22 protein-coding genes and 1 pseudogene are annotated in these 18,803 nt (G+C 72.7%); 9 read left to right on the plus strand and 14 right to left on the minus strand.

Annotated features, from left to right (window positions below; genetic code table 11):
* Positions 1–35 precede the first annotated feature (35 nt).
* Positions 36–227 (plus strand): 50S ribosomal protein L28, encoded by a 192-nt coding sequence (rpmB, locus tag JT362_RS16955; protein ID WP_260192187.1) that lies wholly within the window; start codon positions 36–38, stop codon positions 225–227.
* 70 nt (positions 228–297) lie between these two features.
* Here rpmB and JT362_RS16960 read toward each other — a convergent pair whose 3' ends face one another.
* The 5 genes from JT362_RS16960 to JT362_RS16980 all read right to left on the minus strand — a co-directional run bounded on the left by JT362_RS16960 (position 298) and on the right by JT362_RS16980 (position 3,684).
* Entirely contained in the window at positions 298–930 is a 633-nt protein-coding gene (locus tag JT362_RS16960) for a YbaB/EbfC family nucleoid-associated protein (protein ID WP_260192188.1), read from the minus strand.
* A gap of 63 nt (positions 931–993) precedes the next feature.
* Entirely contained in the window at positions 994–1,671 is a 678-nt protein-coding gene (locus JT362_RS16965; protein WP_260192189.1) for a uracil-DNA glycosylase, read from the minus strand.
* A gap of 23 nt (positions 1,672–1,694) precedes the next feature.
* On the minus strand, positions 1,695–2,216 hold the full coding sequence (locus tag JT362_RS16970) for a gamma carbonic anhydrase family protein (RefSeq protein WP_260192190.1): 522 nt from the start codon (positions 2,214–2,216) through the stop codon (positions 1,695–1,697).
* Positions 2,198–2,674, minus strand: a complete 477-nt coding sequence (locus tag JT362_RS16975) for a GNAT family N-acetyltransferase (protein ID WP_260192191.1) — start codon at positions 2,672–2,674, stop codon at positions 2,198–2,200. Before JT362_RS16975 ends, JT362_RS16970 begins: the two co-directional genes overlap by 19 nt.
* A gap of 47 nt (positions 2,675–2,721) precedes the next feature.
* The gene (locus JT362_RS16980) at positions 2,722–3,684 is read right to left on the minus strand and encodes a thiamine-phosphate kinase (RefSeq protein ID WP_260192192.1); all 963 of its coding nucleotides are present in this window, start codon (positions 3,682–3,684) and stop codon (positions 2,722–2,724) included.
* Positions 3,685–3,787: 103 nt separating this feature from the next.
* On the opposite strand from JT362_RS16980, the gene JT362_RS16985 reads away from it, so the two are divergent.
* Together JT362_RS16985 and JT362_RS16990 are read left to right on the plus strand one after the other, a co-directional pair.
* Positions 3,788–4,021 carry an Lrp/AsnC ligand binding domain-containing protein gene (locus tag JT362_RS16985; RefSeq protein ID WP_260192193.1) on the plus strand — a complete coding sequence of 78 codons (234 nt, stop codon included), beginning with the start codon at positions 3,788–3,790 and terminating at the stop codon, positions 4,019–4,021.
* A 19-nt stretch (positions 4,022–4,040) separates the two neighbouring features.
* Positions 4,041–4,613: a DUF3515 domain-containing protein gene (locus tag JT362_RS16990; RefSeq protein WP_260192194.1), complete on the plus strand. Its 573-nt coding sequence runs from the start codon at positions 4,041–4,043 to the stop codon at positions 4,611–4,613.
* 9 nt (positions 4,614–4,622) lie between these two features.
* Here the strand turns inward: JT362_RS16990 and JT362_RS16995 are convergent, their stop codons facing one another.
* The 3 genes from JT362_RS16995 to pdxR are packed head-to-tail and all read right to left on the minus strand — an operon-like array spanning position 4,623 to position 7,800.
* Positions 4,623–5,255, minus strand: a complete 633-nt coding sequence (locus tag JT362_RS16995) for an AAA family ATPase (RefSeq protein ID WP_260192195.1) — start codon at positions 5,253–5,255, stop codon at positions 4,623–4,625.
* Positions 5,255–6,352, minus strand: coding sequence for a D-alanine--D-alanine ligase family protein (locus JT362_RS17000; protein WP_260192196.1), 1,098 nt, complete (start codon positions 6,350–6,352; stop codon positions 5,255–5,257). The genes JT362_RS16995 and JT362_RS17000 overlap by 1 nt, the downstream gene beginning before the upstream one ends.
* A 50-nt stretch (positions 6,353–6,402) precedes the next feature.
* The gene (pdxR, locus tag JT362_RS17005) at positions 6,403–7,800 is read right to left on the minus strand and encodes a MocR-like pyridoxine biosynthesis transcription factor PdxR (RefSeq protein ID WP_260192197.1); all 1,398 of its coding nucleotides are present in this window, start codon (positions 7,798–7,800) and stop codon (positions 6,403–6,405) included.
* Between the two features lie 71 nt (positions 7,801–7,871).
* Here pdxR and JT362_RS17010 point away from each other — a divergent pair, with 71 nt between their 5' ends.
* Positions 7,872–8,528 carry a pyridoxamine 5'-phosphate oxidase family protein gene (locus JT362_RS17010; RefSeq protein WP_260192198.1) on the plus strand — a complete coding sequence of 219 codons (657 nt, stop codon included), beginning with the start codon at positions 7,872–7,874 and terminating at the stop codon, positions 8,526–8,528.
* Here the strand turns inward: JT362_RS17010 and JT362_RS17015 are convergent.
* The gene (locus JT362_RS17015) at positions 8,525–8,968 is read right to left on the minus strand and encodes a cysteine dioxygenase (protein WP_260192199.1); all 444 of its coding nucleotides are present in this window, start codon (positions 8,966–8,968) and stop codon (positions 8,525–8,527) included. The two genes, JT362_RS17010 and JT362_RS17015, sit on opposite strands and share 4 nt — an antisense overlap.
* Positions 8,969–9,098: 130 nt before the next feature.
* Here JT362_RS17015 and JT362_RS35625 point away from each other — a divergent pair.
* Positions 9,099–9,284: pseudogene (locus JT362_RS35625) on the plus strand (anti-sigma factor domain-containing protein); the annotation flags it as partial.
* Positions 9,285–9,391: 107 nt separating this feature from the next.
* Here the strand turns inward: JT362_RS35625 and JT362_RS17025 are convergent.
* Positions 9,392–10,396 carry an NAD(P)H-dependent glycerol-3-phosphate dehydrogenase gene (locus JT362_RS17025; protein ID WP_260192201.1) on the minus strand — a complete coding sequence of 335 codons (1,005 nt, stop codon included), beginning with the start codon at positions 10,394–10,396 and terminating at the stop codon, positions 9,392–9,394.
* Positions 10,393–11,070 (minus strand): lysophospholipid acyltransferase family protein, encoded by a 678-nt coding sequence (locus JT362_RS17030; RefSeq protein ID WP_260192630.1) that lies wholly within the window; start codon positions 11,068–11,070, stop codon positions 10,393–10,395. The genes JT362_RS17025 and JT362_RS17030 overlap by 4 nt, the downstream gene beginning before the upstream one ends.
* 130 nt (positions 11,071–11,200) lie before the next feature.
* On the opposite strand from JT362_RS17030, the gene cofC reads away from it, so the two are divergent.
* The 3 genes from cofC to JT362_RS17045 are packed head-to-tail and all read left to right on the plus strand — an operon-like array spanning position 11,201 to position 15,016.
* Entirely contained in the window at positions 11,201–11,857 is a 657-nt protein-coding gene (gene cofC / locus JT362_RS17035) for a 2-phospho-L-lactate guanylyltransferase (protein ID WP_260192631.1), read from the plus strand.
* A gap of 10 nt (positions 11,858–11,867) precedes the next feature.
* A complete protein-coding gene (locus tag JT362_RS17040; RefSeq protein ID WP_260192202.1) occupies positions 11,868–14,105 on the plus strand; it encodes an RNA degradosome polyphosphate kinase in 2,238 nt (745 codons plus the stop codon).
* A 2-nt stretch (positions 14,106–14,107) separates the two neighbouring features.
* Positions 14,108–15,016 carry an NUDIX hydrolase gene (locus JT362_RS17045; RefSeq protein WP_260192203.1) on the plus strand — a complete coding sequence of 303 codons (909 nt, stop codon included), beginning with the start codon at positions 14,108–14,110 and terminating at the stop codon, positions 15,014–15,016.
* Between the two features lie 55 nt (positions 15,017–15,071).
* On the opposite strand, the gene JT362_RS17050 is transcribed toward JT362_RS17045, so the two are convergent.
* From JT362_RS17050 to leuC, 3 genes are all read right to left on the minus strand, one after another.
* Positions 15,072–15,842 carry an HU family DNA-binding protein gene (locus tag JT362_RS17050; protein WP_260192204.1) on the minus strand — a complete coding sequence of 257 codons (771 nt, stop codon included), beginning with the start codon at positions 15,840–15,842 and terminating at the stop codon, positions 15,072–15,074.
* A gap of 140 nt (positions 15,843–15,982) precedes the next feature.
* Complete coding sequence (gene leuD, locus JT362_RS17055; RefSeq protein WP_260192205.1) at positions 15,983–16,594, minus strand: 3-isopropylmalate dehydratase small subunit; 612 nt, start codon at positions 16,592–16,594, stop codon at positions 15,983–15,985.
* Between the two features lie 14 nt (positions 16,595–16,608).
* Positions 16,609–18,012 (minus strand): 3-isopropylmalate dehydratase large subunit, encoded by a 1,404-nt coding sequence (leuC, locus tag JT362_RS17060; RefSeq protein ID WP_260192206.1) that lies wholly within the window; start codon positions 18,010–18,012, stop codon positions 16,609–16,611.
* An 86-nt stretch (positions 18,013–18,098) separates the two neighbouring features.
* Here leuC and JT362_RS17065 point away from each other — a divergent pair, with 86 nt between their 5' ends.
* On the plus strand, positions 18,099–18,800 hold the full coding sequence (locus tag JT362_RS17065) for an IclR family transcriptional regulator (protein WP_260192207.1): 702 nt from the start codon (positions 18,099–18,101) through the stop codon (positions 18,798–18,800).
* Positions 18,801–18,803: the final 3 nt, after the last annotated feature.

An 18,803-nucleotide genomic window follows, 5' to 3' on the forward strand; every position in this document is an offset into this window, starting at 1 on the left:
GTATCGGTCGGTTCCCCGAGAAAGGAGTGCCTGACGTGGCTGCCGTCTGCGACGTCTGTGGCAAGGGGCCAGGCTTCGGCAAGTCGGTCTCGCACTCGCACCGGCGCACCAACCGCCGGTGGAACCCGAACATCCAGACCGTGCACGCGAAGATCGGTGTTTCGCAGCGCAAGCGCATGAACGTGTGCACCTCCTGCCTGAAGGCGGGCAAGGTCACCCGCGGCTGAGGTTCCGCGAGCCGACAGACACGAACCGGGCCCTGGGAGCATCCCAGCGGCCCGTTTTCGTGTCCGCCACTCAGGTTCGTTCGAATTCCCGGCGCAGCCCGGCGAACAGGGTCTCGGTCGCGGCGCGGGCCGTGGCGACGACGGACTCCGACAACCAACGCGTGTCGCTGCGGCGGAGGGCTCGTTCGTCCAGTTTCAGGTCGGTCAGCTCGCCCCGGCCGCCGACCGTGGCGACGACCAGGCCGTCGGGGGACTCCGCGCTCTGCTCGGCGTCGGCCATGAGGTCGCGCAGCGCCAGGAGCGACGCGCGCAACGCGGCGAGGTCGGGTGGGTCGACCGAGGGGCGTCCGTCCAGGCTCGGCAGCGGCGGGGGCAGCGCGGCCCTGCGGTCGAGTTCGGCGAGCACCGGACCGAAGACAACGTCGACCGGGCCGTGGGCACGGTGTGTTCCGAGCATGGGGCGGACCAGGTCGTGCACGGGGTCGGCGGCGAGGTCGCGGGCCTCGTCGGCGGTCAGCACGATCGTCCGGGCCAGCGCGTCGGCCTCCGACCCGAACACCCGCGGGTCGAGCGCCACGTCCACCAGCTCGCCGCGGGGGCCGACGGTGACCTCGACGAGGTCGTCGGCGGACACGGCGGTCATCCGGAACCGCTCGAGTTCGTCGCGGGCCTGAACCAGCCGGTCGACCATCGTCGAGTCCATCCGCTCAGCATGGTGGAACGGCGGCCGTGGCGACGGCCGGTGACACCTAGCTGACAGGCGGGGTCAGGGCAGCTTCCAGTCGATGGGCTGGGCGCCCTGGCTCTCCAGCAGCTCGTTGGCGCGGCTGAACGGCCGGGAACCGAAGAAGCCGCTGCGTGCCGACAGCGGGCTGGGGTGCGCGGACTCGATGCACGGCACCGTCCCGAGCAGCGGCTTGAGGTTCCGTGCGTTGCGGCCCCACAGGATCGCCACCAGCGGCCCGCCCCGCGCGGCGAGTGCGCGGATGGCCTGCTCGGTGACCTCCTCCCAGCCCTTGCCCTGGTGGGAGTTCGGCCGGCCGGGCTCCACGGTGAGCGCGCGGTTCAGCAGCAGCACACCGTTCTCGGTCCACCGGGACAGGTCGCCGTTGGCCGGCGGCGGGTACCCGAGGTCGGTGCCGTACTCCTGGTAGATGTTCACCAGGCTCTTCGGCAGCGGGCGCACGTCCGGTGCCACCGAGAAACACAACCCGATCGGGTGACCGGGCGTGGGGTACGGGTCCTGCCCGACGATCAGCACGCGCACGTCGGCGAACGGCTGCTGGAAGGCACGCAGCACGTGCTCCCCGGCCGGCAGGTACGTCCGTCCGGCGGCGATCTCGGCGCGGAGGAACTCGCCCATCGCGGTGATCCGGTCGGCGACCGGGGCGAGCGCCTCGGCCCAGCCTGCTTCGACGATCTCGGACAGGGGTCGTGCCGTCACAGCGGCAGACCCTATCGGGTCGCTCAGGACAGGCGGCGCAGCCCCGCCTTGTACGGGGCGATCCGCGCCACGTAGTTCGCCACGATCGCGGCGACCAGCTCGGGGGCCACCTCGTGGTTCTCCCGCACCCGCGCCGGCACGCCGAGCGCCATCCGGCGGGCCGGCAGGTGACCGTCGAACGACATCACCGCGCCCGCGCCGAGCACCGAGCCGTCCTCCAGCACGGATCCGTTGAGCAGCACCGAGCCGGACGCCACCAGGCAACCGGTGCCGATCGTGGCGCCCTCGATGTGCGCGTTGTGCCCGACGGCCGAGTCGGGGCCGATCCGGGTCGGGTGCCACTCGGTGCAGTGCACGATCGTGCCGTCCTGGACGTTGGTGCGCTCCCCCACCCAGATGCCGCCCGAGTCGCCGCGCAGCACGGCCGTCGGCCACACCGACGACTCCGCGGCGAGGTGCACGTTGCCGATCACGACCGCATCGGGGTGCACGTAGGCGTCCGGGTGGATCGTCGGCTCGTGCTCGCCTAGCGCGTAGATGGGCACGCGACCTCCTCCAGCGGCTTGCCGAGGTGCACGCTCAGCGGCTCGTCCGCGTAGTGCCCGAACCGGGGCGCCTCGGTGTACCCGGACGACCGGTACAGCGCGATCGCTTCCGGCTGGCGGAGGCCGGTCTCCAGCACGAGCCGACGGTGCCCGGCCAGGGCCGCGGTGCGCTCCAGCTCGGCGAGCATCGACCGGGCGAGGCCGCGGCCACGCGCGGCCGGGGTCACGTACATGCGCTTGAGCTCCGCGTCGCCGTCGCCGTGTACGCGCCAGCCGCCGCAGACGACCGGGGCGCCGTCGAGGTAGCCGACCAGGAACAGGCCCTCGGGCGGGGCGAACTCGGCCGGGTCGACCGGAGCCCGGTCCGGCGCGCCGTAGCGCACCACGTACTCCTGCTGCACCTCGGCGATCAGGGTGACCGCGTCCGGGTGGTCATAGGGCAACACATCGATCCGCACGGCCCGATCCTGCCCGCGACCGGACCGGCCGCGCCATGGGTTTTGCGTCACCGCCAGTGCTGCCAGCCCGGCGGCTTCTCGTACGGGAGGCCGTCGACGGTGACCCCGCCGCCCCGGCCGACGGTGCCGATCGTGACCCAGCCGTCCGGGACCTCCCTCGGGTCAGGGAACGTCGCCGCGAGCGCGTGGTCCTCGCCGCCGGTGAGCACCCAGTGCCGCGCGTCCGCGCCGAGCGCGGAGGCCACCTCGACGAGCCGCTGGTGGACCTGGACCAGAGAGGTCCGCACGTCGATGGCCACGCTGGACTCCTCGGCGATGTGCGCCAGGTCGGCCAGCAGGCCGTCGGACACGTCGATCATCGCGGTGGCCCCGGCGAGCGCGGCCTGCGGACCGGCCGGGTACGGCGGCTCCGGCGCGCGGTAGGCGCCGACGACGGTCACCGGGGACCGGAAGCCGCGGCCGAGCACGGCGAGCCCGGCCGCGGACCAGCCGAGCCGCCCGCACACCGCGACCACGTCACCGGGCATCGCGCCGCCGCGCGTGACCGGGGCGCGACCTTCGAGGTCGCCGAGCGCCGTGACGCTGATCACGATCTGGTCGGCGGCCACCACGTCGCCGCCGACGAGTCCGGCGCCCGCGCGGGCGGCCTCCTGCCACATGCCGGCGGCCAGCGCCTCGGCCACCCCCGCGTCGGTGGACTTCGGGCAGGCGAGCCCGACGAGGAGCGCGGTCGGCACCGCGCCCATCGCGGCGACGTCCGCCATGTTGACCGCGATCGCTTTGCGCCCCACGTGTTCCGGCGTTGACCAGTCCATCCGGAAGTGCACGCCCTCGACCAGGACGTCGGTGCTGGCGACCACGCGCCCGTCCGCGGCGGCCACCACGGCGGCGTCGTCACCCGGCCCGAGCAGCGTCGTGGCCGGCTGGCGGCGGCCGGCGGTGACGCGGCCGATGAGCCCGAACTCACCGATGTCGGCCACGGTCTCCCGCGGTTCATCGCTGTCCGGCACGACCACCTCCGATAGTCGGATCCCCAAACGATCGAGAACTGCGGTACCTTTTGCTGCTCACGTTCCTACCTCTAGAGGACTGTTCGACACGAAGGGGCGCGCCGTGGTCCACGCATACATCCTGATCCAAACGGAGGTCGGTCAGGCCGCCGCCGTCGCCGCGAAGATCGGGCAGATCGCCGGGGTGACCACCGCCGAGGATGTCACGGGCCCCTACGACGTGATCGTGCGCGCCGAGGCGGAGAACGTCGACCTGCTCGGCCAGCTGGTCGTGGCCCGGATCCAGAACGTGGACGGGATCACCCGAACGTTGACCTGCCCAGTGGTTCATCTCTGACACCTGCTCTAGTAGAGGCGTGTCGGAACAGCAGCTGTCCCCGGTCGGGCTGCGGGTCGCGGTGGGGCTCGTCGTCCTGCTCGTGCTCGGCGTGATCGTGGCGAGCCGATTCGTCGGCGGCGACGACACGGACACGAGCGGCGAGACCGCCCAGACGTCCGCGGCACCCCGAACCGGCCCGGTGGCGTTGGTCACGGTCGACGCGCCGGGTGCCGGCTCGGCGGAGTGCCGGACGCTGACCGGCGCGCTCCCCGACGCGCTGCCCAACGCCGGCGACGCGCTCGACCGCCTGCCGCTCGCCGAGCCGGCCCCACCGGCGACCGCCGCGTGGGGCGACCAGGTCCGCGAGCCGGTCGTGCTGCGCTGCGGCCTGAACCGGCCGGCCGAGCTGACCCCGACCTCGCCGCTGCGCGTCATCGACGACGTCCAGTGGCTGGTGGTTCCCGGCGAGAGCGCCGCGACCTGGTACGTGGTCGACCGCGGCGTCTACATCGCACTGACCGTGCCAGAGCACACCGGGACCGGGCCCCTGCAGCAGATCTCCGCCACCGTCGCGTCCACGCTGGACCCCGCGCCGGTCCGGACCCGCTGACGGCGTCCTTCACCGCACTATCCGGATGTGGCGGACCCCGGTCCACGCGCGGCGTGCCCGGCCGCGCAACGGGCCGTCCGTGTTCGGGGCGAGCGGGAGCCCGGCCGACGCGGCGACTCGCTCGGCGACGCGCGGCACCGGAAGGTCGTCGGTCCACACGTGCTCGGCGAACTCCTCGCCGCGCAGCCGGTCCAGGCAGCCGTCCAGTTTGGCCACCGCGAAGCTCTCCCGCCGCAACGACACCTGCCCGGCGACGACGGACAGCGCGTGCCCGATCCCGCGTTCCCGCAGCCGGCGCAGCACGGTCTCCCGGGAGGCGAGCAGCGCGAAGTGCCGCACGTCGTGCCCCAGGTCGCGCAGCCGCCCGACGACCTCGGCGAAGTACCTCGGCTCGACGAGCGTCATCGGCGCGATGACCGGGCCGTCGTGGCGCCGCAGCACCAGGTCCAGCACCTCGACCACGCCCTGCCGCCACGCCGCGAGGTCCTGGAAGTCGCCGCGCAGCGTCCTCGGCATCGTCCGGTGCAGCCCGAAACCGACCTGCTCCGGGTCGCAGACGACGCTGCCCGGCAGCCGGCGGCGCAGTTCGAAGGCGGTCTGGGTCTTGCCGCCGCCGAACGGCCCGTTGAGCCAGAGCAGCACTACCGCAGCCCGGTGCCCCGGGCCACGGCGGTGTCGACCAGCGTGGACAGCAGGGTCGGGTAGTCCATGCCGGTGACCGCCCACATCTTCGGGTAGGCCGACATCGGCGTGAAGCCGGGCATCGTGTTCAGCTCGTTGACGGTCAGCGTGCCGTCCGGGCCGACGAAGAAGTCGACCCGGGCCAGGCCCTGGCAGTCCAGGGCGCGGAACGCGGCCACCGCCGTCTCCCGCAGCCGCTCCAGCACCACGTCGTCGAGCTTGGCCGGGATGTCGAGCTCGGCGGCGTCGCTCAGGTACTTGGTCTCGAAGTCGTACCACTCCGGGCCGTCCGCGGTGATCCGGATCTCCGCCGGCAGCGACGCCTCGACCCGGCCGTCCGGGAACTCCAGCACGCCGCACTCCACCTCGCGGCCGACGATCGCGGCCTCGACGAGCACCTTGGGGTCGATCTCCCGCGCGGCCGCGACCGCACCGTCCAGTTCGGACCAGTCGGTGACCTTGGTGATCCCGGTCGACGAGCCGGCGCGGGCCGGCTTGACGAACACCGGCAGCCCGAGGCGTTCCCGCTGGTCGCCGGTCAGCGTCGCGGTGTCGCGGTCCAGCACCTCGTACCGGCCGACCGGGAGCCCTTCGGCGGCGAGGAGCTTCTTGGTGAACGCCTTGTCCATGACGACCGCGCTGGCGAGTACCCCGGCGCCGACGTAGGGCAGGCCCACCATCTCCAGCAGCCCCTGGATCGTGCCGTCCTCGCCGTAGGCGCCGTGCAGCACGGGGAACACCACGTCGACGCGGGACAGCACCTCGCCCTCGCGGCCGCGTTCGAGCACCACGAGGCCGGTCGAGGTCGGGTCGGCCGGCATGGTGAGCGCGGTGCCGCTGGTGATCGAGGGCAGCGTGCTCCCCTCGATCCGCAGCCGGTCCGGGTCGGCCGGCCCGAGTACCCAGGCACCCTCCGGGGTGATCCCGACCGGCAGCGCCTCGAAGCGGTCCTGGTCGAGGTTGGCGAGCACGCTCGCCGCCGACACGCAGGACACCGTGTGCTCGCTGCTCCGTCCACCGAACACCACTGCCACGCGCATACGCTCTTGGCTGGCCATGGCGCTCGACCCTACTCGCCGCCGCTCGGCACGCAGCGCCGAACCGGGGCCTAGGGCGCGTCGCGGACCAGCTCGACGAGGACCGGCAGCGCGTCCCGCAGTTCGTCGCGGGAGCAGGCCGCGTAGCCGAGGGCGATGCCGAACCAGGTGGCCCGGCCGACGTGGTGGCGCGCCAGGCCGTCGAGCAGCAGGCGCCGGCCGAGCGCGCGGCGGACCAGGTCGCGCTCGACCTCGGCGGAGGACACCGGGACCACGACGTGCGCGCCCGCCTCGTCGCCGAGCACCCGGACCCCGCCGCGCACGAGCGTGTCGACGACCAGCGAGCGGCGCTCGGACAGCTCCCGGCGCAGGCGGCGCAGGTGCCGGCCGAGGTCGCCGCCGCGGGCGAACTCGACGACGACCAGCTGGCCGGCGGGTGCCGGGCTCGAGCCGGTGCGGTCGCGGTGCGCGAGGATCGCGGACACCACGCGCGGTGGGGCGACCATCCAGCCGACCCCGAGCGTCGGGGTGAGGATCTTGCTGGTGGTGCCGAGGTGCACCACGACGTCCGGGGCCAGGGCGGCCAGCAGCGGCAGCGGGGCCACGTCGTAGCGCAGCTCGCCGTCGTAGTCGTCCTCGACGACCAGCCAGCCGCGCTCGCGGGCGCGCTCCACGAGGGCGACCCGGCGGGCGGCCGACATGCGCCCGCCGAGCGGGTACTGGTGCGCCGGCGAGCAGTACACCGCGCGGGCGGCGGCCGGCACCGAGTCGATCACCAGGCCTTCCGCGTCCACGGGGGCCGGCACGACGGTGAGCCCGGCCGCCCGCAGCGCGCCGACCGCCCGCTGGTAGCCGGGTTCCTCGACGGCGACCACGTCGCCGGGGTGGAGCACGGCGTTCGCCAGCTCGGCGGCGGCGTGGCTGGTGCCGGAGGTGGCGAGGACGGCGTCCCCGCCGTCCTGCCCGGACAGGGTCCCGACCCGCAGGCCGCGGTGGCGGAGCAGGTGCTCGGCGACCGTGGCGCGGTAGGCCGGCAGCCCGGCCCGGTTCGGCCGGACCATGGGTGCCACGTGCGCGGCGGCCCGCCAGGCCCGGCGCCAGGCGGCGCGGTCGATGCCACCGGCCCACGGGGAGCCGGGGGTGAGGTCGAGGGCGGTGACGTCGCCGGTGGCGCGGCGGGCGGGGCGGGTGGCGGGGCGGGGCGAGCCGGGTGGCTCGGTGGTGACGTAGGTGCCGGAGCCGTGCCGGCCGGCGATCCAGCCCTCGGCGTGCAGCTGCTCGTAGGCCGCGGCGGTGACGGTGCGGCTCACTCCCAGCTCGCCGGCCAGCGCGCGGGTGGAGGGCAGGCGGTCCCCGGCGCGCAGGCGGCCGTCGCCCGCGGCGGCGCGGAGCTGTTCGGCGAGCTGGACGGCGAGCGGGGTGACCGACGCGCGGTCCAGCGTCACCGGCAGCGCTGGGGTCTCCGGCATGGAAGTGGCCTTTCGGAAACGGCGACTCGTGGCCCTTCAAGGATGCCACTACCCCGGCGACGCTGGTGGACGTGAACGCACTGTCACCCACTGAGCGCAGCACGATCCGCCGGGGCAAGAAGCGGGCCGTGGCCGACCGCGGCGCACTGCACGCGGTGCTCGACGCCGGGCTGATCTGCCACCTCGGGTTCGTCGCGGACGGCGCGCCGGTCGTCCTGCCCACCGGCTACGGGCGGGAGGGCGACACGCTGTACGTGCACGGCTCGACCGGGGCGGCGAGCCTGCGGGCCGCGGCCGGGGGCGCCGAGGTGTGCGTGACCGTCACCCTGCTGGACGGGATCGTCTACAGCCGGGCGGTGTTCCACTTCTCGGTGAACTACCGGTCGGCGGTGGTGCACGGCCGGGCCAGGGCGGTGACCGGGCGGGACGAGAAGCTGGCCGCGCTGCGGGTGATCACGAACCATCTCGCGCCGGGGTCGTGGGAGTACGCCCGCGAGCCCGACCAGCGTGAGCTGGCCGCGACAGCGGTGCTGGCGCTCGACCTGACCGAGGCCGCGGTGAAGATCCGCACCGGCCCGCCCGGCGACGAGCAGGCGGACCTGGACCGGCCGACGTGGGCGGGTGTGCTGCCGCTGCGGCGGTCCTGGGGCCCACCGGACCCGTGCCCGGAGCTGCCGGCCGGGGTGCCCGTGCCGGAGCACGTGACGAGCCGGCCGGGGCCGGGCTAGGAGACGTTCCGCAGCGCCCGGTAGGCGGTCATCGTGCGGGTGGCCCGGTAGACGTGCAGGCTCACCGCCGGATCCGCGCCCTCGTTGCCGACCTCGTGCAGGTAGCCCGGGGCGAAGACCCGCGACTGGCCGGCCACCAGGCGGTGGGTGCCGCCGTCGCGGAGCACGTGCTCGGTCAGCTCACCCGAGACGATCGTGAAGGCGCCGACGGACGGGCCGTGGTCGTGCAGGCCGGTGGCCTGGCCGGGGAGCCAGCTCATCAGCCACACCTCCTGCTCGGGCGTCCGGTGCACCAGGGCGGTGTACCGCTCGTCCGGGTCGTAGCGCAGCAGGTGCGCCCAGCTGGCGCGGTCCTCGGCGTACTGGCGGGCGATCAGGGCGGGATGCACGGTCGGGGCGGTGGTGGCGCGCGCGACGGTGTTCTCTGGCACGGCGAACATCGGGGTCGGAACCTTCTCGGGAGAACCAGCGGAGGACGGCGGCTCGATCACCGGGAGGGACAGCTCGTGGTCACGCCACCAGCAGACCACCCGGGCCGGCGGCGGGCAACACCGCCCACGATGTGGGAGCGTGCCGGGGCCAATCCGGTTCGGCGGCCGCTCCGAAAACCTGTCGAACGTCCAGCACGTCACCCACGACCTGCCCGCACCCGGCCCCGACCGCGACTACCAGGCCTGGAAGATCGGCGACGGCGCCGTCCGCTCGGCCGGCCTGCTCCCCGACGGCGGCACCACCACCCTCGCCGTCGACGACCTCGGCCAGGCGGACCTGATCGGCATCACGATCGAGCCCACCGGCGGCTCCCCCGACCCACGATGGACCCGGTCATGCGGTTCCCTCTCGCCTGACCGCGACCGACCGGGTCAGCGTTCGGGTTTGGTCTTGCGGCCGATGAGGTCGGCGGCCATCTCGCGAGGGTCGAAGCCGTCGTGGCAGACGCGGTGGACGACCTCGGTGATGGGCATCTCGACGTCGTGGCGCTTGGCGAGCTCGCGGATCGCGGAGCAGGACTTCACGCCCTCGGCGACCTGGCCGTGGGCGGCGGCCTGCGCCTGGACGACGGTCTCACCCCGGCCGAGGCGTTCGCCGAACGCGCGGTTGCGGGACAGCGGCGACGCGCAGGTGGCCACCAGGTCGCCGAGGCCGGCCAGGCCGGCGAACGTCATCGGGTCGGCGCCGAGCGCGACGCCGAGGCGCGAGGTCTCCGCCAGGCCTCGGGTGATCAGCGTGGCCAGCGTGTTGTCGCCGTAGCCGAGACCGCCGGCCATCCCGCAGGACAGCGCGATCACGTTCTTGCACGCACCACCCAGCTCGCAGCCGACCACGTCGGTGATGGTGTACGGGCGGAAGTAGCCGGTCGTGCAGGCCTCCTGCACCGCCACCGCCCGGTCGTGGTCGGTGCACGCGATCACCGACGCGGTCGGCTGCTCGGCCGCGATCTCCTTGGCCAGGTTCGGCCCGGACACCACCGCGACCTGGCTCTCCGGCACCCCGAGCACCTCGACGATCACCTCGGACATCCGCCGCAGCGTGCCCAGCTCGACGCCCTTGGCCAGTGAGATCAGCGTGGCCGACGGGTCGATCAGGTTCCGCCACGCGGTGAGGTTGTGCCGCAGGCTCTGGCTCGGCACCGCCAGGACCACCGCCTCGGCGCCGTTCAGCGCCACCCGGGGATCCGAAGTGGACCGCAGGGCCGGCAGCGGCACGCCGGGCAGGTAGTCCGGGTTCGACCGCTCCGCCGCGATCGACTCCGCCACCGCGGCCCGCCGCGCCCACAGGGTCACCTCGCTGCCGGCGTCGGCCAGGACCTTCGCGAACGCGGTCCCCCACGAGCCGGCGCCGAGCACCGCGATGGGACCGGTGCTCACTCGACGGTCCGCCGGGCGACGTAGAACTCCGACGGCGCCGGCTCCTGGCGGATCTCGGCGAGCTCGTCGCGCACCTTCACCATCAGCAGGTCGGTGACCTCGCGCAGCAGCTCGTTGGTCATCGGCCGGTCACGGTAGGCGGACAGGTCCACCGGCTCACCCAGCCGGATGTGCACCTTCTTGCGCGGGAACGGCCGGAACTTCTTGCTGTAGCCGTCGAAGATGTGGTTCGTGCCCCACCGGGCGGCCGGGACGACCGGCACGTCGTTCTCCAGGGCCAGGCGCGCCACCCCGGTGCGGGAGCGCATCGGCCAGCCGTCCGGGTCCTTCGTGATCGTGCCCTCGGGGTAGATGATGACGAGCTTGCCCGACCGCAGCGCCTCGTTCGCCGCGGTCAGGCTCTCCCCCGCCCCGGCCGAGCGCCGGGCGACCGGGATGCTGCCCGCGCCGCCGATCAGGTACTTGAACACCGGTACCCGGAACAGGCTCTCCTTCGCCAGGAACCGGGGCACCCGGCCCTGCCGGTGCACGAACACCGCGTCGACCGGCGGGTCGAGGTGTGAGACGTGGTTCATCACGAGCAGGACACCGCCCTCGCGGCGGATCCGCTCACCACCGACCGACACCGTCTTCCCGATCCAGGAGAGCGGGTAGAAGATCAACGCGGTCACCATGACCCAGAAACCGCTCTTCTCGATTCGTGCCGGCACGTGCGTTCCTCTCGTCGACGACTGCCGGAAGAATATGCCCCGGCTCCGACGCCGGGCCGGCACCTGCGCCACCATGGAGCGCGTGGAGCACTCGATGGACCCGGCCGTCGACCTGGTCGTCCCGATCAAACGGCTGGACCGGGCGAAGTCGCGGCTGCGCGGCGCGGTTCCCGGACCGCACGCCGACGTGGTGCTGGCGCTGCTGCTGGACACGCTGACCGCGGCCGCATCGGCCGCCGGGGTGCGGCGGGTGCTGGTCGTCTGCGAGGACCCCCGGGCGGTCAAGGCCGTCGACGAGGCCCTGCCGGGCATGGGCGTCGAGTCGGTCGACGAACGCGGCCTGTCTGGGCTGAACGCCGCGCTCCAGCACGGCGCCGACCTGCTGCGCGCCGGTGACCCGCACGGTGTCGTCGGGGCGCTGCAGGCCGACCTGCCCGCGCTGCGGCCCGCCGAGCTGGCCTCGGCGATCGCCGAGGCGGGCGGGCGGCGGGCGTTCTGCGCCGACCGCCCCGGCACCGGCACGACGCTGTTGCTGTCCGCGCCCGGCGGTCCGCTCGACCCGCGCTTCGGTCCCGGCTCAGCGGCCGCGCACCTGGCCGGCGGCGCGACACCGGTCGGCGACGGGCTCGCCACGCTGCGCTGCGACGTGGACACCGCCGCCGACCTCGCGGTGGCCATCGGTCTCGGCCTCGGACCGCACACGGCGAAGTTCATCGATCCGTTCGTCGCGGGACGCGCCACCGACCGGTAGTTGCTGGACAATGGACGCCGTGAGCACGGAGAGCAGCACGGGAGCCAGCACGGAGACCAACACGGAGACCAACGCGGAGACCAGCACTGGGACCAGGGAGAACGGCGATACGCACGATCTCGGGTCCTCGATCCCGGCGCCCGAGCCCCGACCCGTCCCGTCGGCACCGCCCGCGGTCACCCCGCCGGTCAGCGAGAGCGACCTGCCGGACGACCGCTACCTCAACCGTGAGCTGTCCTGGTTGGACTTCAACGCCCGGGTGCTCGCGCTGGCCGAGGACGAGTCGCAGCCGCTGCTCGAACGCGCCAAGTTCCTCGCGATCTTCGCGTCCAACCTGGACGAGTTCTACATGGTCCGGGTCGCCGGGCTGAAGCGCCGCGAGGAGACCGGGCTCACCGTGCGCAGCGCCGACGGGCTGACCCCGCGCGAACAACTGGCCTACATCGCCAAGCGCAACCAGGAACTCGTGGCGCAGCACGCGGCCGCGTGGGAGCGGCGGCTGCGGCCCACGCTCGCCGAACGCGGCATCCGGATCGCCAGCTGGTCGGAGCTCACCGGCGAGGAACGGCAGGGGCTCACCCGCTACTTCCGGGAGCAGATCTTCCCGGTGCTGACCCCGCTCGCGGTCGACCCGGCGCACCCGTTCCCCTACATCTCCGGGCTGTCGCTGAACCTCGCGGTCACCGTGCGGGACCCGGCCGGCGGCGGCGAGCGGTTCGCCCGGGTCAAGGTGCCGGACAACGTATCCAGGCTGGTGCGGGTCGACCCGAACCTGGGGACCGTGTTCCTGCCGCTGGAGGAGCTGATCGCCGCGCATCTCGGCGACCTGTTCACCGGCATGCAGGTCACCGAGGTGCACGCGTTCCGGGTCACCCGCAACGCCGACCTGGAGGTCGAGGAGGACCAGGACGAGGACCTGCTGAAGGCGCTGGAACGGGAGCTGGCGCAGCGGCGGTTCGGCCCGCCGGTGCGGCTCGAGGTCGCCGACGACATGAGCGACCACATGCTGGAGCTGCTGCTGCGCGAGCTGGAGGTCGACCCGCACGACGTGGTCGTGGTGCCCGGGCTGCTCGACCTGGTGTGCCTGTGGCAGCTGCACGGGGTGGACCGCACCGACCTCAAGGACCGGGCGTTCGTACCGGCCACCCATCCCGCGTTCGGCGAGCGGGAGACGCCGAAGAGCGTGTTCGCGACCCTGCGCGACGAGGGCGACGTGTTGGTGCACCACCCGTACGACTCGTTCTCCACCAGCGTTCAGCGGTTCATCGAGCAGGCCGCGAACGACCCGAAGGTGCTGGCGATCAAGCAGACCCTCTACCGCACCTCCGGCGACTCGCCGATCGTGGACGCGCTGATCGACGCGGCCGAGGCGGGCAAGCAGGTCGTGGCGCTGGTGGAGATCAAGGCACGCTTCGACGAGCAGGCGAACATCAAGTGGGCGCGGAAGCTGGAGAAGGCGGGCGTGCACGTGGTGTACGGGATGGTGGGCCTCAAGACCCACTGCAAGACCGCGCTCGTGGTGCGCCAGGAGGGCTCGGTCATCCGCCGCTACTGCCACATCGGCACCGGGAACTACAACCCGAAGACCGCCCGGCTGTACGAGGACGTCGGGCTGCTCACCGCGGAGCCGTCGATCGGCGCGGACCTCACCGACCTGTTCAACGTGCTGACCGGCTACGCGCGCCAGGACACCTACCGCAGCATTCTGGTGGCCCCGTACGGGATCCGGCGCGGGATCGTCGAGCAGGTGGAGCGGGAGATCGAGCACCTGCGGGCGGGACGGCCGGCCGGGGTGCGGATCAAAATCAACTCGCTGGTCGACGAGCAGGTCATCGACGCGCTGTACCGGGCGTCGCAGGCCGGGGTGCGGGTCGACATCGTGGTGCGCGGGATCTGCGCGCTGAAACCGGGGATCGAGGGACTGTCGGAGAACATCCGGGTGCGTTCGATCCTCGGCAGGTTCCTGGAGCACTCGCGGGTGTTCCATTTCGTCGGCTCCGACGAGCACTGGATCGGCAGCGCGGACCTGATGCACCGCAACCTCGACCGCCGCGTCGAGGTGCAGGTGCGGATCACCGACCGGCGGCTCACCGCGCAGCTGGACGCGATGTTCACCTCCGCGCTCGATCCGGCGACCCGGTGCTGGGTGCTGGAACAGAACGGCGACTGGGCGGCGTCCCCGGCGGAGGGTTCCTCGGTGACCGACCACCAGGCACAGCTGCTGCGCGAGCACGTCGCCCAGGGTTGACGGTGACGGGGGGAATCGAGGCCGCGGGCGCGGTGGTGTGGCGTCCGGACCCGAACGACCGCACCGGCAAGGACGTCCAGCTCGCGGTGGTGCACCGGCCGAGGTACGACGACTGGAGCCTGCCGAAGGGGAAGCTGGAGCCCGGCGAGCCGGCGTGGGCCGGTGCCGTGCGGGAGGTGGCCGAGGAGACCGGTTCCCTGGTCGCGCTCGGGCGGCACCTCGGGCAGGTGCGCTACCGGGTCACCCGGCCGGTGCGGGCGACGAAGGTCGTCGACTACTACGCGGCGCGGCACACCGGGGGCGGGTTCGCGCCCAACGAGGAAGTCGACGAGCTGCGCTGGTGCTCGCCGCAGGACGCGGCGGAACTACTGTCCTACCACCACGACTCCGGGATCGTGTCGTCGTTCACCGCGCTGCCGGCGGACCTCACGACGCTGCTCGTGGTGCGGCACGCCAAGGCGGGCAGCCGGGACCAGTGGGACGGGCCGGACGTCGAGCGGCCGCTGTCGGAGAACGGACGGCGCCAGCTGCCCGCGTTACGGGCCCTGGCCGGCCTGTACGGCGCCGATCGCGTCTACTCGGCCCCGTTGGTCCGCTGCGTGGACACGGTGGCGGGGATCGCCGATGACGCGGGTGTGCCGGTGTTGGACGAGCCGCTGCTGTCCGAAGAGGCGTACCAGGGCGCCGAGGAGCGGGCCGTGGCGCGACTGCGGGAGCTCGCGGCGGGCGGCGGCACGCCGGTCGTGTGCAGTCAGGGTGGGGTGATCCCGGACCTGCTGTCCCGAGTGGCCGGCGACCTGCCCATGCCGATGCGCCGCCTGGAGAGCAAGAAGGGGAGCGTCTGGGCGCTGTTCTTCACCGTCGACGGCGGCGCACGGCTCGTCGCGGCGGACTACGTCCGGAGACCGTGAAGGCCACCCACCGGAAACCGGCGGGTGGCCTTCACGGAATGGGGCTACCGGCGCGTCACTTCTTGCGCGTGGTGGTCGCCTTCTTCGCGGCCGGACGGGCCTTGCTGGCGGCCTTCGTCGTCGTGGCCTTGGTGGCGGTCTTGGCGGTCGAGCGGGTGGCCGGCTTCGCCGCGGCCTTGGTGGTGGCCTTGGTGGTCGCCTTGGTGGTCGCCTTGGCCGGGGCCTTCTTGGCCGTCGACTTGGCCGCCGTGGTCTTCGCCGGAGCCGCCTTGGTGGCGGTCGACTTGGCCGTGCTCGCCCTGGCCGTGGTGGCCTTCTTGGCGGTGGACGCCTTGGCCGAGGTCGACTTCGCGGTCGACTTCGCGGCGGTGCTCTTCGCCGCCGTGGTACGGCTCGTCGCCGGCTTCGCCGCCGCGGCCCGCGTGCGGGTCGTGGTGGTGGAGCGCGACGCGGCCGGACGGGCCGCCGCCGTGCGCGTGGACGCCGCACGGCTCGTCGTGGTGGTGGCGCCGCGGCTGCCGGAGCGAGCCGTGGACACCTTGGGCAGCTTCTTCGCGCCGCTCACCACGTCCTTGAACGTCGTGCCGGCGCGGAACGCGGGCACGTTGGTCTTCTTCACCTTCACCGTCTCGCCGGTGCGCGGGTTGCGCGCGGTGCGAGCGGCACGGGCACGCTTCTCGAACACACCGAAGCCGGTGATGTTCACCTTCTCGCCCTTGTTTACCGTGCGGACGATCACATCGACCAGACCGTCGACAGCGGCGCCGGCAGCCTTCTTGTCGCCGAGACGATCCGAGAGCGCCTCGATGAGTTGGGCCTTGTTCACCCTTCAGTCCTCCGTTGACCACACATACGTTCTCGGCCAATCCGGCCGACTTCTGGCCACCGTATGCCTAACTCGGCACAATTTCCACGCGACTCGCCTGATTTCCCCGCTATGGGGGTGGCGATTCCGTTGCCTGACGGCTAATCGGCGACCTTGGACGGAAGTGTAGAGGTGGTGGGCTTCCAGGACGGCCTACCCCCCTCGTAAGTGTCGATCTCCTCGGAGTGGCGCAACGTCAAGGCGATGTCGTCGAGCCCTTCCAACAGCCGCCAACGGGTGTAGTCGTCGATGTGGAACTGGGCGGTGAAGTCCTTGGCCCGCACGGTCTTGTCCCGCAGGTCCACGGTCACCTCGGTGCCCGGTTCCGCCTCCAGCAGCTTCCACAACAGCTCGACGTCGGACTGCGCGCACTCGGCCGCGACGAGCCCCTGCTTGCCCGCGTTGCCGCGGAAGATGTCCGCGAACCGGGAGGAGACGACGACCCGGAAGCCGTAGTCGGCGAGCGCCCACACGGCGTGCTCGCGGGAGGACCCGGTGCCGAAGTCCGGCCCCGCGACCAGGACGCTACCGGTCCTGTAGGGCTCCAGGTTCAACACGAAGTGCTCGTCGGAGCGCCAGGCGGAGAACAGCCCGTCCTCGAAGCCGGTGCGGGTCACCCGCTTGAGGTAGACGGCCGGGATGATCTGGTCGGTGTCCACGTTGGACCTGCGCAGCGGCACGCCGACGCCGGTGTGGGTGGTGAACGGTTCCATGGTCGTTACCCCTCTCAGTTCAGGTCTTCCGGGCTGGACAGGGTGCCGCGCACCGCCGTGGCGGCCGCGACCAGCGGCGAGACCAGGTGGGTGCGGCCACCCTTGCCCTGCCGGCCCTCGAAGTTGCGGTTCGATGTGGACGCGCTCCGCTCCCCCGGCTTGAGCTGGTCCGGGTTCATGCCCAGGCACATGGAGCAGCCAGCGGCCCGCCATTCGGCGCCGGCGTCGGTGAAGACCTTGTCCAGGCCCTCGGACTCGGCCACCGCCCGCACCCGCATCGATCCCGGCACGACGAGCATCCGCACGCCGTCGGCGACCCGGTGGCCGCGCAACACGTCCGCGGCGGCGCGCAGGTCCTCGATTCGACCATTTGTGCACGAGCCGAGGAAGACGGTGTCGACGTGGACGTCGCGCAGCGGGGTGCCGGGGGTGAGGTCCATGTAGCCGAGCGCCTTCTCGGCCGAAAGGCGCTCGTTCTCGTCGGCGAACTGCTCGGGGTCGGGCACGCGCTCGGACAGCGGCAGCCCCTGGCCCGGGTTGGTGCCCCAGGTGACGAACGGGGTGAGGGTGCTCGCGTCGATGCGCACCTCGGCGTCGAACTCCGCCCCGTCGTCGGTGCGCAGCGCCCGCCACGCGGCGACCGCCTCGTCCCACGCGGCGCCGGCCGGCGCGTGCGGACGGCCTTCGAGGTAGGCGAAGGTGGTGTCGTCCGGGGCGATCATGCCGGCGCGCGCACCCGCTTCGATGGACATGTTGCAGATGGTCATCCTGGCCTCCATCGAGAGCTGTTCGATGGCGCGGCCGCGGTACTCGAGCACGTGGCCCTGTCCGCCGTTGGTGCCGATCTTCGCGATGACGGCGAGGATGACGTCCTTCGCGGTGACGCCGGGGCGCAGCTCCCCGTCCACAGTGATCGCCATGGTCTTGAAGGGGCGCAGCGGCAATGTCTGCGTGGCGAGCACGTGCTCCACCTCGGAGGTGCCGATACCGAAGGCGAGCGCGCCGAACGCGCCGTGGGTGGAGGTGTGACTGTCGCCGCACACCACGGTCATGCCGGGCTGGGTGAGCCCGAGCTGCGGGCCGACCACGTGCACGATGCCCTGCTCCACGTCACCCATCGGGTGCAGGCGGACGCCGAACTCGGCGCAGTTCTTGCGCAGCGTCTCCACCTGGGTGCGGGAGACGGCGTCGGCGATGGGGAGCTCGATCTTCTCCGTCGGGACGTTGTGGTCCTCGGTCGCGATCGTCAGGTCGGGCCGGCGCACCCGCCGTCCGGACAGGCGGAGCCCGTCGAACGCCTGCGGGCTGGTCACCTCGTGAATGAGGTGGAGGTCGATGTAGAGCAGGTCCGGTTCGGCGCCGCTGCCCGCTCGCACGACGTGTTGGTCCCACACCTTCTCGGCAAGAGTTTTCGCCATCTTGGATTCACCATCGACTTCCACATGAGCGTTCCCACTGAGCGGAAGGCTGGACTTCCCATATAGCGGGAACATAGTATCGAGACGTGGGACAGCATAGCGGCATCGGTGTTCTGGACAAGGCAATGGCCGTGCTCGAGGCCGTGGCCAAGGAGCCGTGCGGTCTGGCCGAGCTCTGCACCAGGACCGGCCTTCCCCGTGCGACGGCGCACCGGCTCGCGGTGGGCCTTGAGGTGCATCGCTTGCTGCGCCGGGGAACCGACGGCCGCTGGCGCCCCGGTCCGGCGCTCGCCGAACTCGCCGGTGGCGCGGTCGACCCGTTGCTGGACGCGGCGGGTTCGGTGCTTCCCCGGCTGCGCGACCGCACGGGCGAGAGCGTGCAGCTGTACCGGCGGGACGGAGCGCACCGGGTGTGCATCTCCACCGCCGAACCGCCGTCCGGGCTGCGGGACACCGTGCCGGTCGGCGCGAGGCTGCCGATGACCGCCGGCTCCGGCGCGAAAGTCCTTGCGGCGTGGACCGATCCGGCGACCCAGCGCACCCTGCTGAACGACGCGGTGTACGGCGAGCGCGCGCTGTTGGAGGTGCGACGGCGCGGCTGGGCACAGAGCGTGGGCGAGCGCGAACCAGGCGTGGCAAGCGTGTCCGCGCCGGTGCGCGACGGCGCCGGAACGGTCGTCGCCGCGGTGTCGGTGTCCGGCCCCATCGACCGGATGGGGCGCCGGCCCGGTGCGCGGTGGGCGGCGGATCTGCTCGCCGCGGCGGACGCGTTGCAGGCGCGCCTCTAGTCC

This window comes from Actinophytocola gossypii (genome assembly GCF_025165815.1).
Classification (GTDB): domain Bacteria; phylum Actinomycetota; class Actinomycetes; order Mycobacteriales; family Pseudonocardiaceae; genus Actinophytocola; species Actinophytocola gossypii.

Coding starts and splice junctions, on each gene's coding strand:
- JT362_RS17040 (WP_260192202.1), top strand. CDS start 11,868: ATGGACGCCGTGAGCACGGAGAGCAGCACGGGAGCCAGCACGGAGACC.
- cofC (WP_260192631.1), top strand. CDS start 11,201: ATGGACCCGGCCGTCGACCTGGTCGTCCCGATCAAACGGCTGGACCGG.
- JT362_RS16960 (WP_260192188.1), bottom strand. CDS start 930: ATGGACTCGACGATGGTCGACCGGCTGGTTCAGGCCCGCGACGAACTC.
- leuD (WP_260192205.1), bottom strand. CDS start 16,594: ATGGAACCGTTCACCACCCACACCGGCGTCGGCGTGCCGCTGCGCAGG.
- JT362_RS17000 (WP_260192196.1), bottom strand. CDS start 6,352: ATGGCCAGCCAAGAGCGTATGCGCGTGGCAGTGGTGTTCGGTGGACGG.
- pdxR (WP_260192197.1), bottom strand. CDS start 7,800: ATGCCGGAGACCCCAGCGCTGCCGGTGACGCTGGACCGCGCGTCGGTC.
- JT362_RS17015 (WP_260192199.1), bottom strand. CDS start 8,968: ATGTTCGCCGTGCCAGAGAACACCGTCGCGCGCGCCACCACCGCCCCG.
- JT362_RS17030 (WP_260192630.1), bottom strand. CDS start 11,070: ATGGTGACCGCGTTGATCTTCTACCCGCTCTCCTGGATCGGGAAGACG.
- leuC (WP_260192206.1), bottom strand. CDS start 18,012: ATGGCGAAAACTCTTGCCGAGAAGGTGTGGGACCAACACGTCGTGCGA.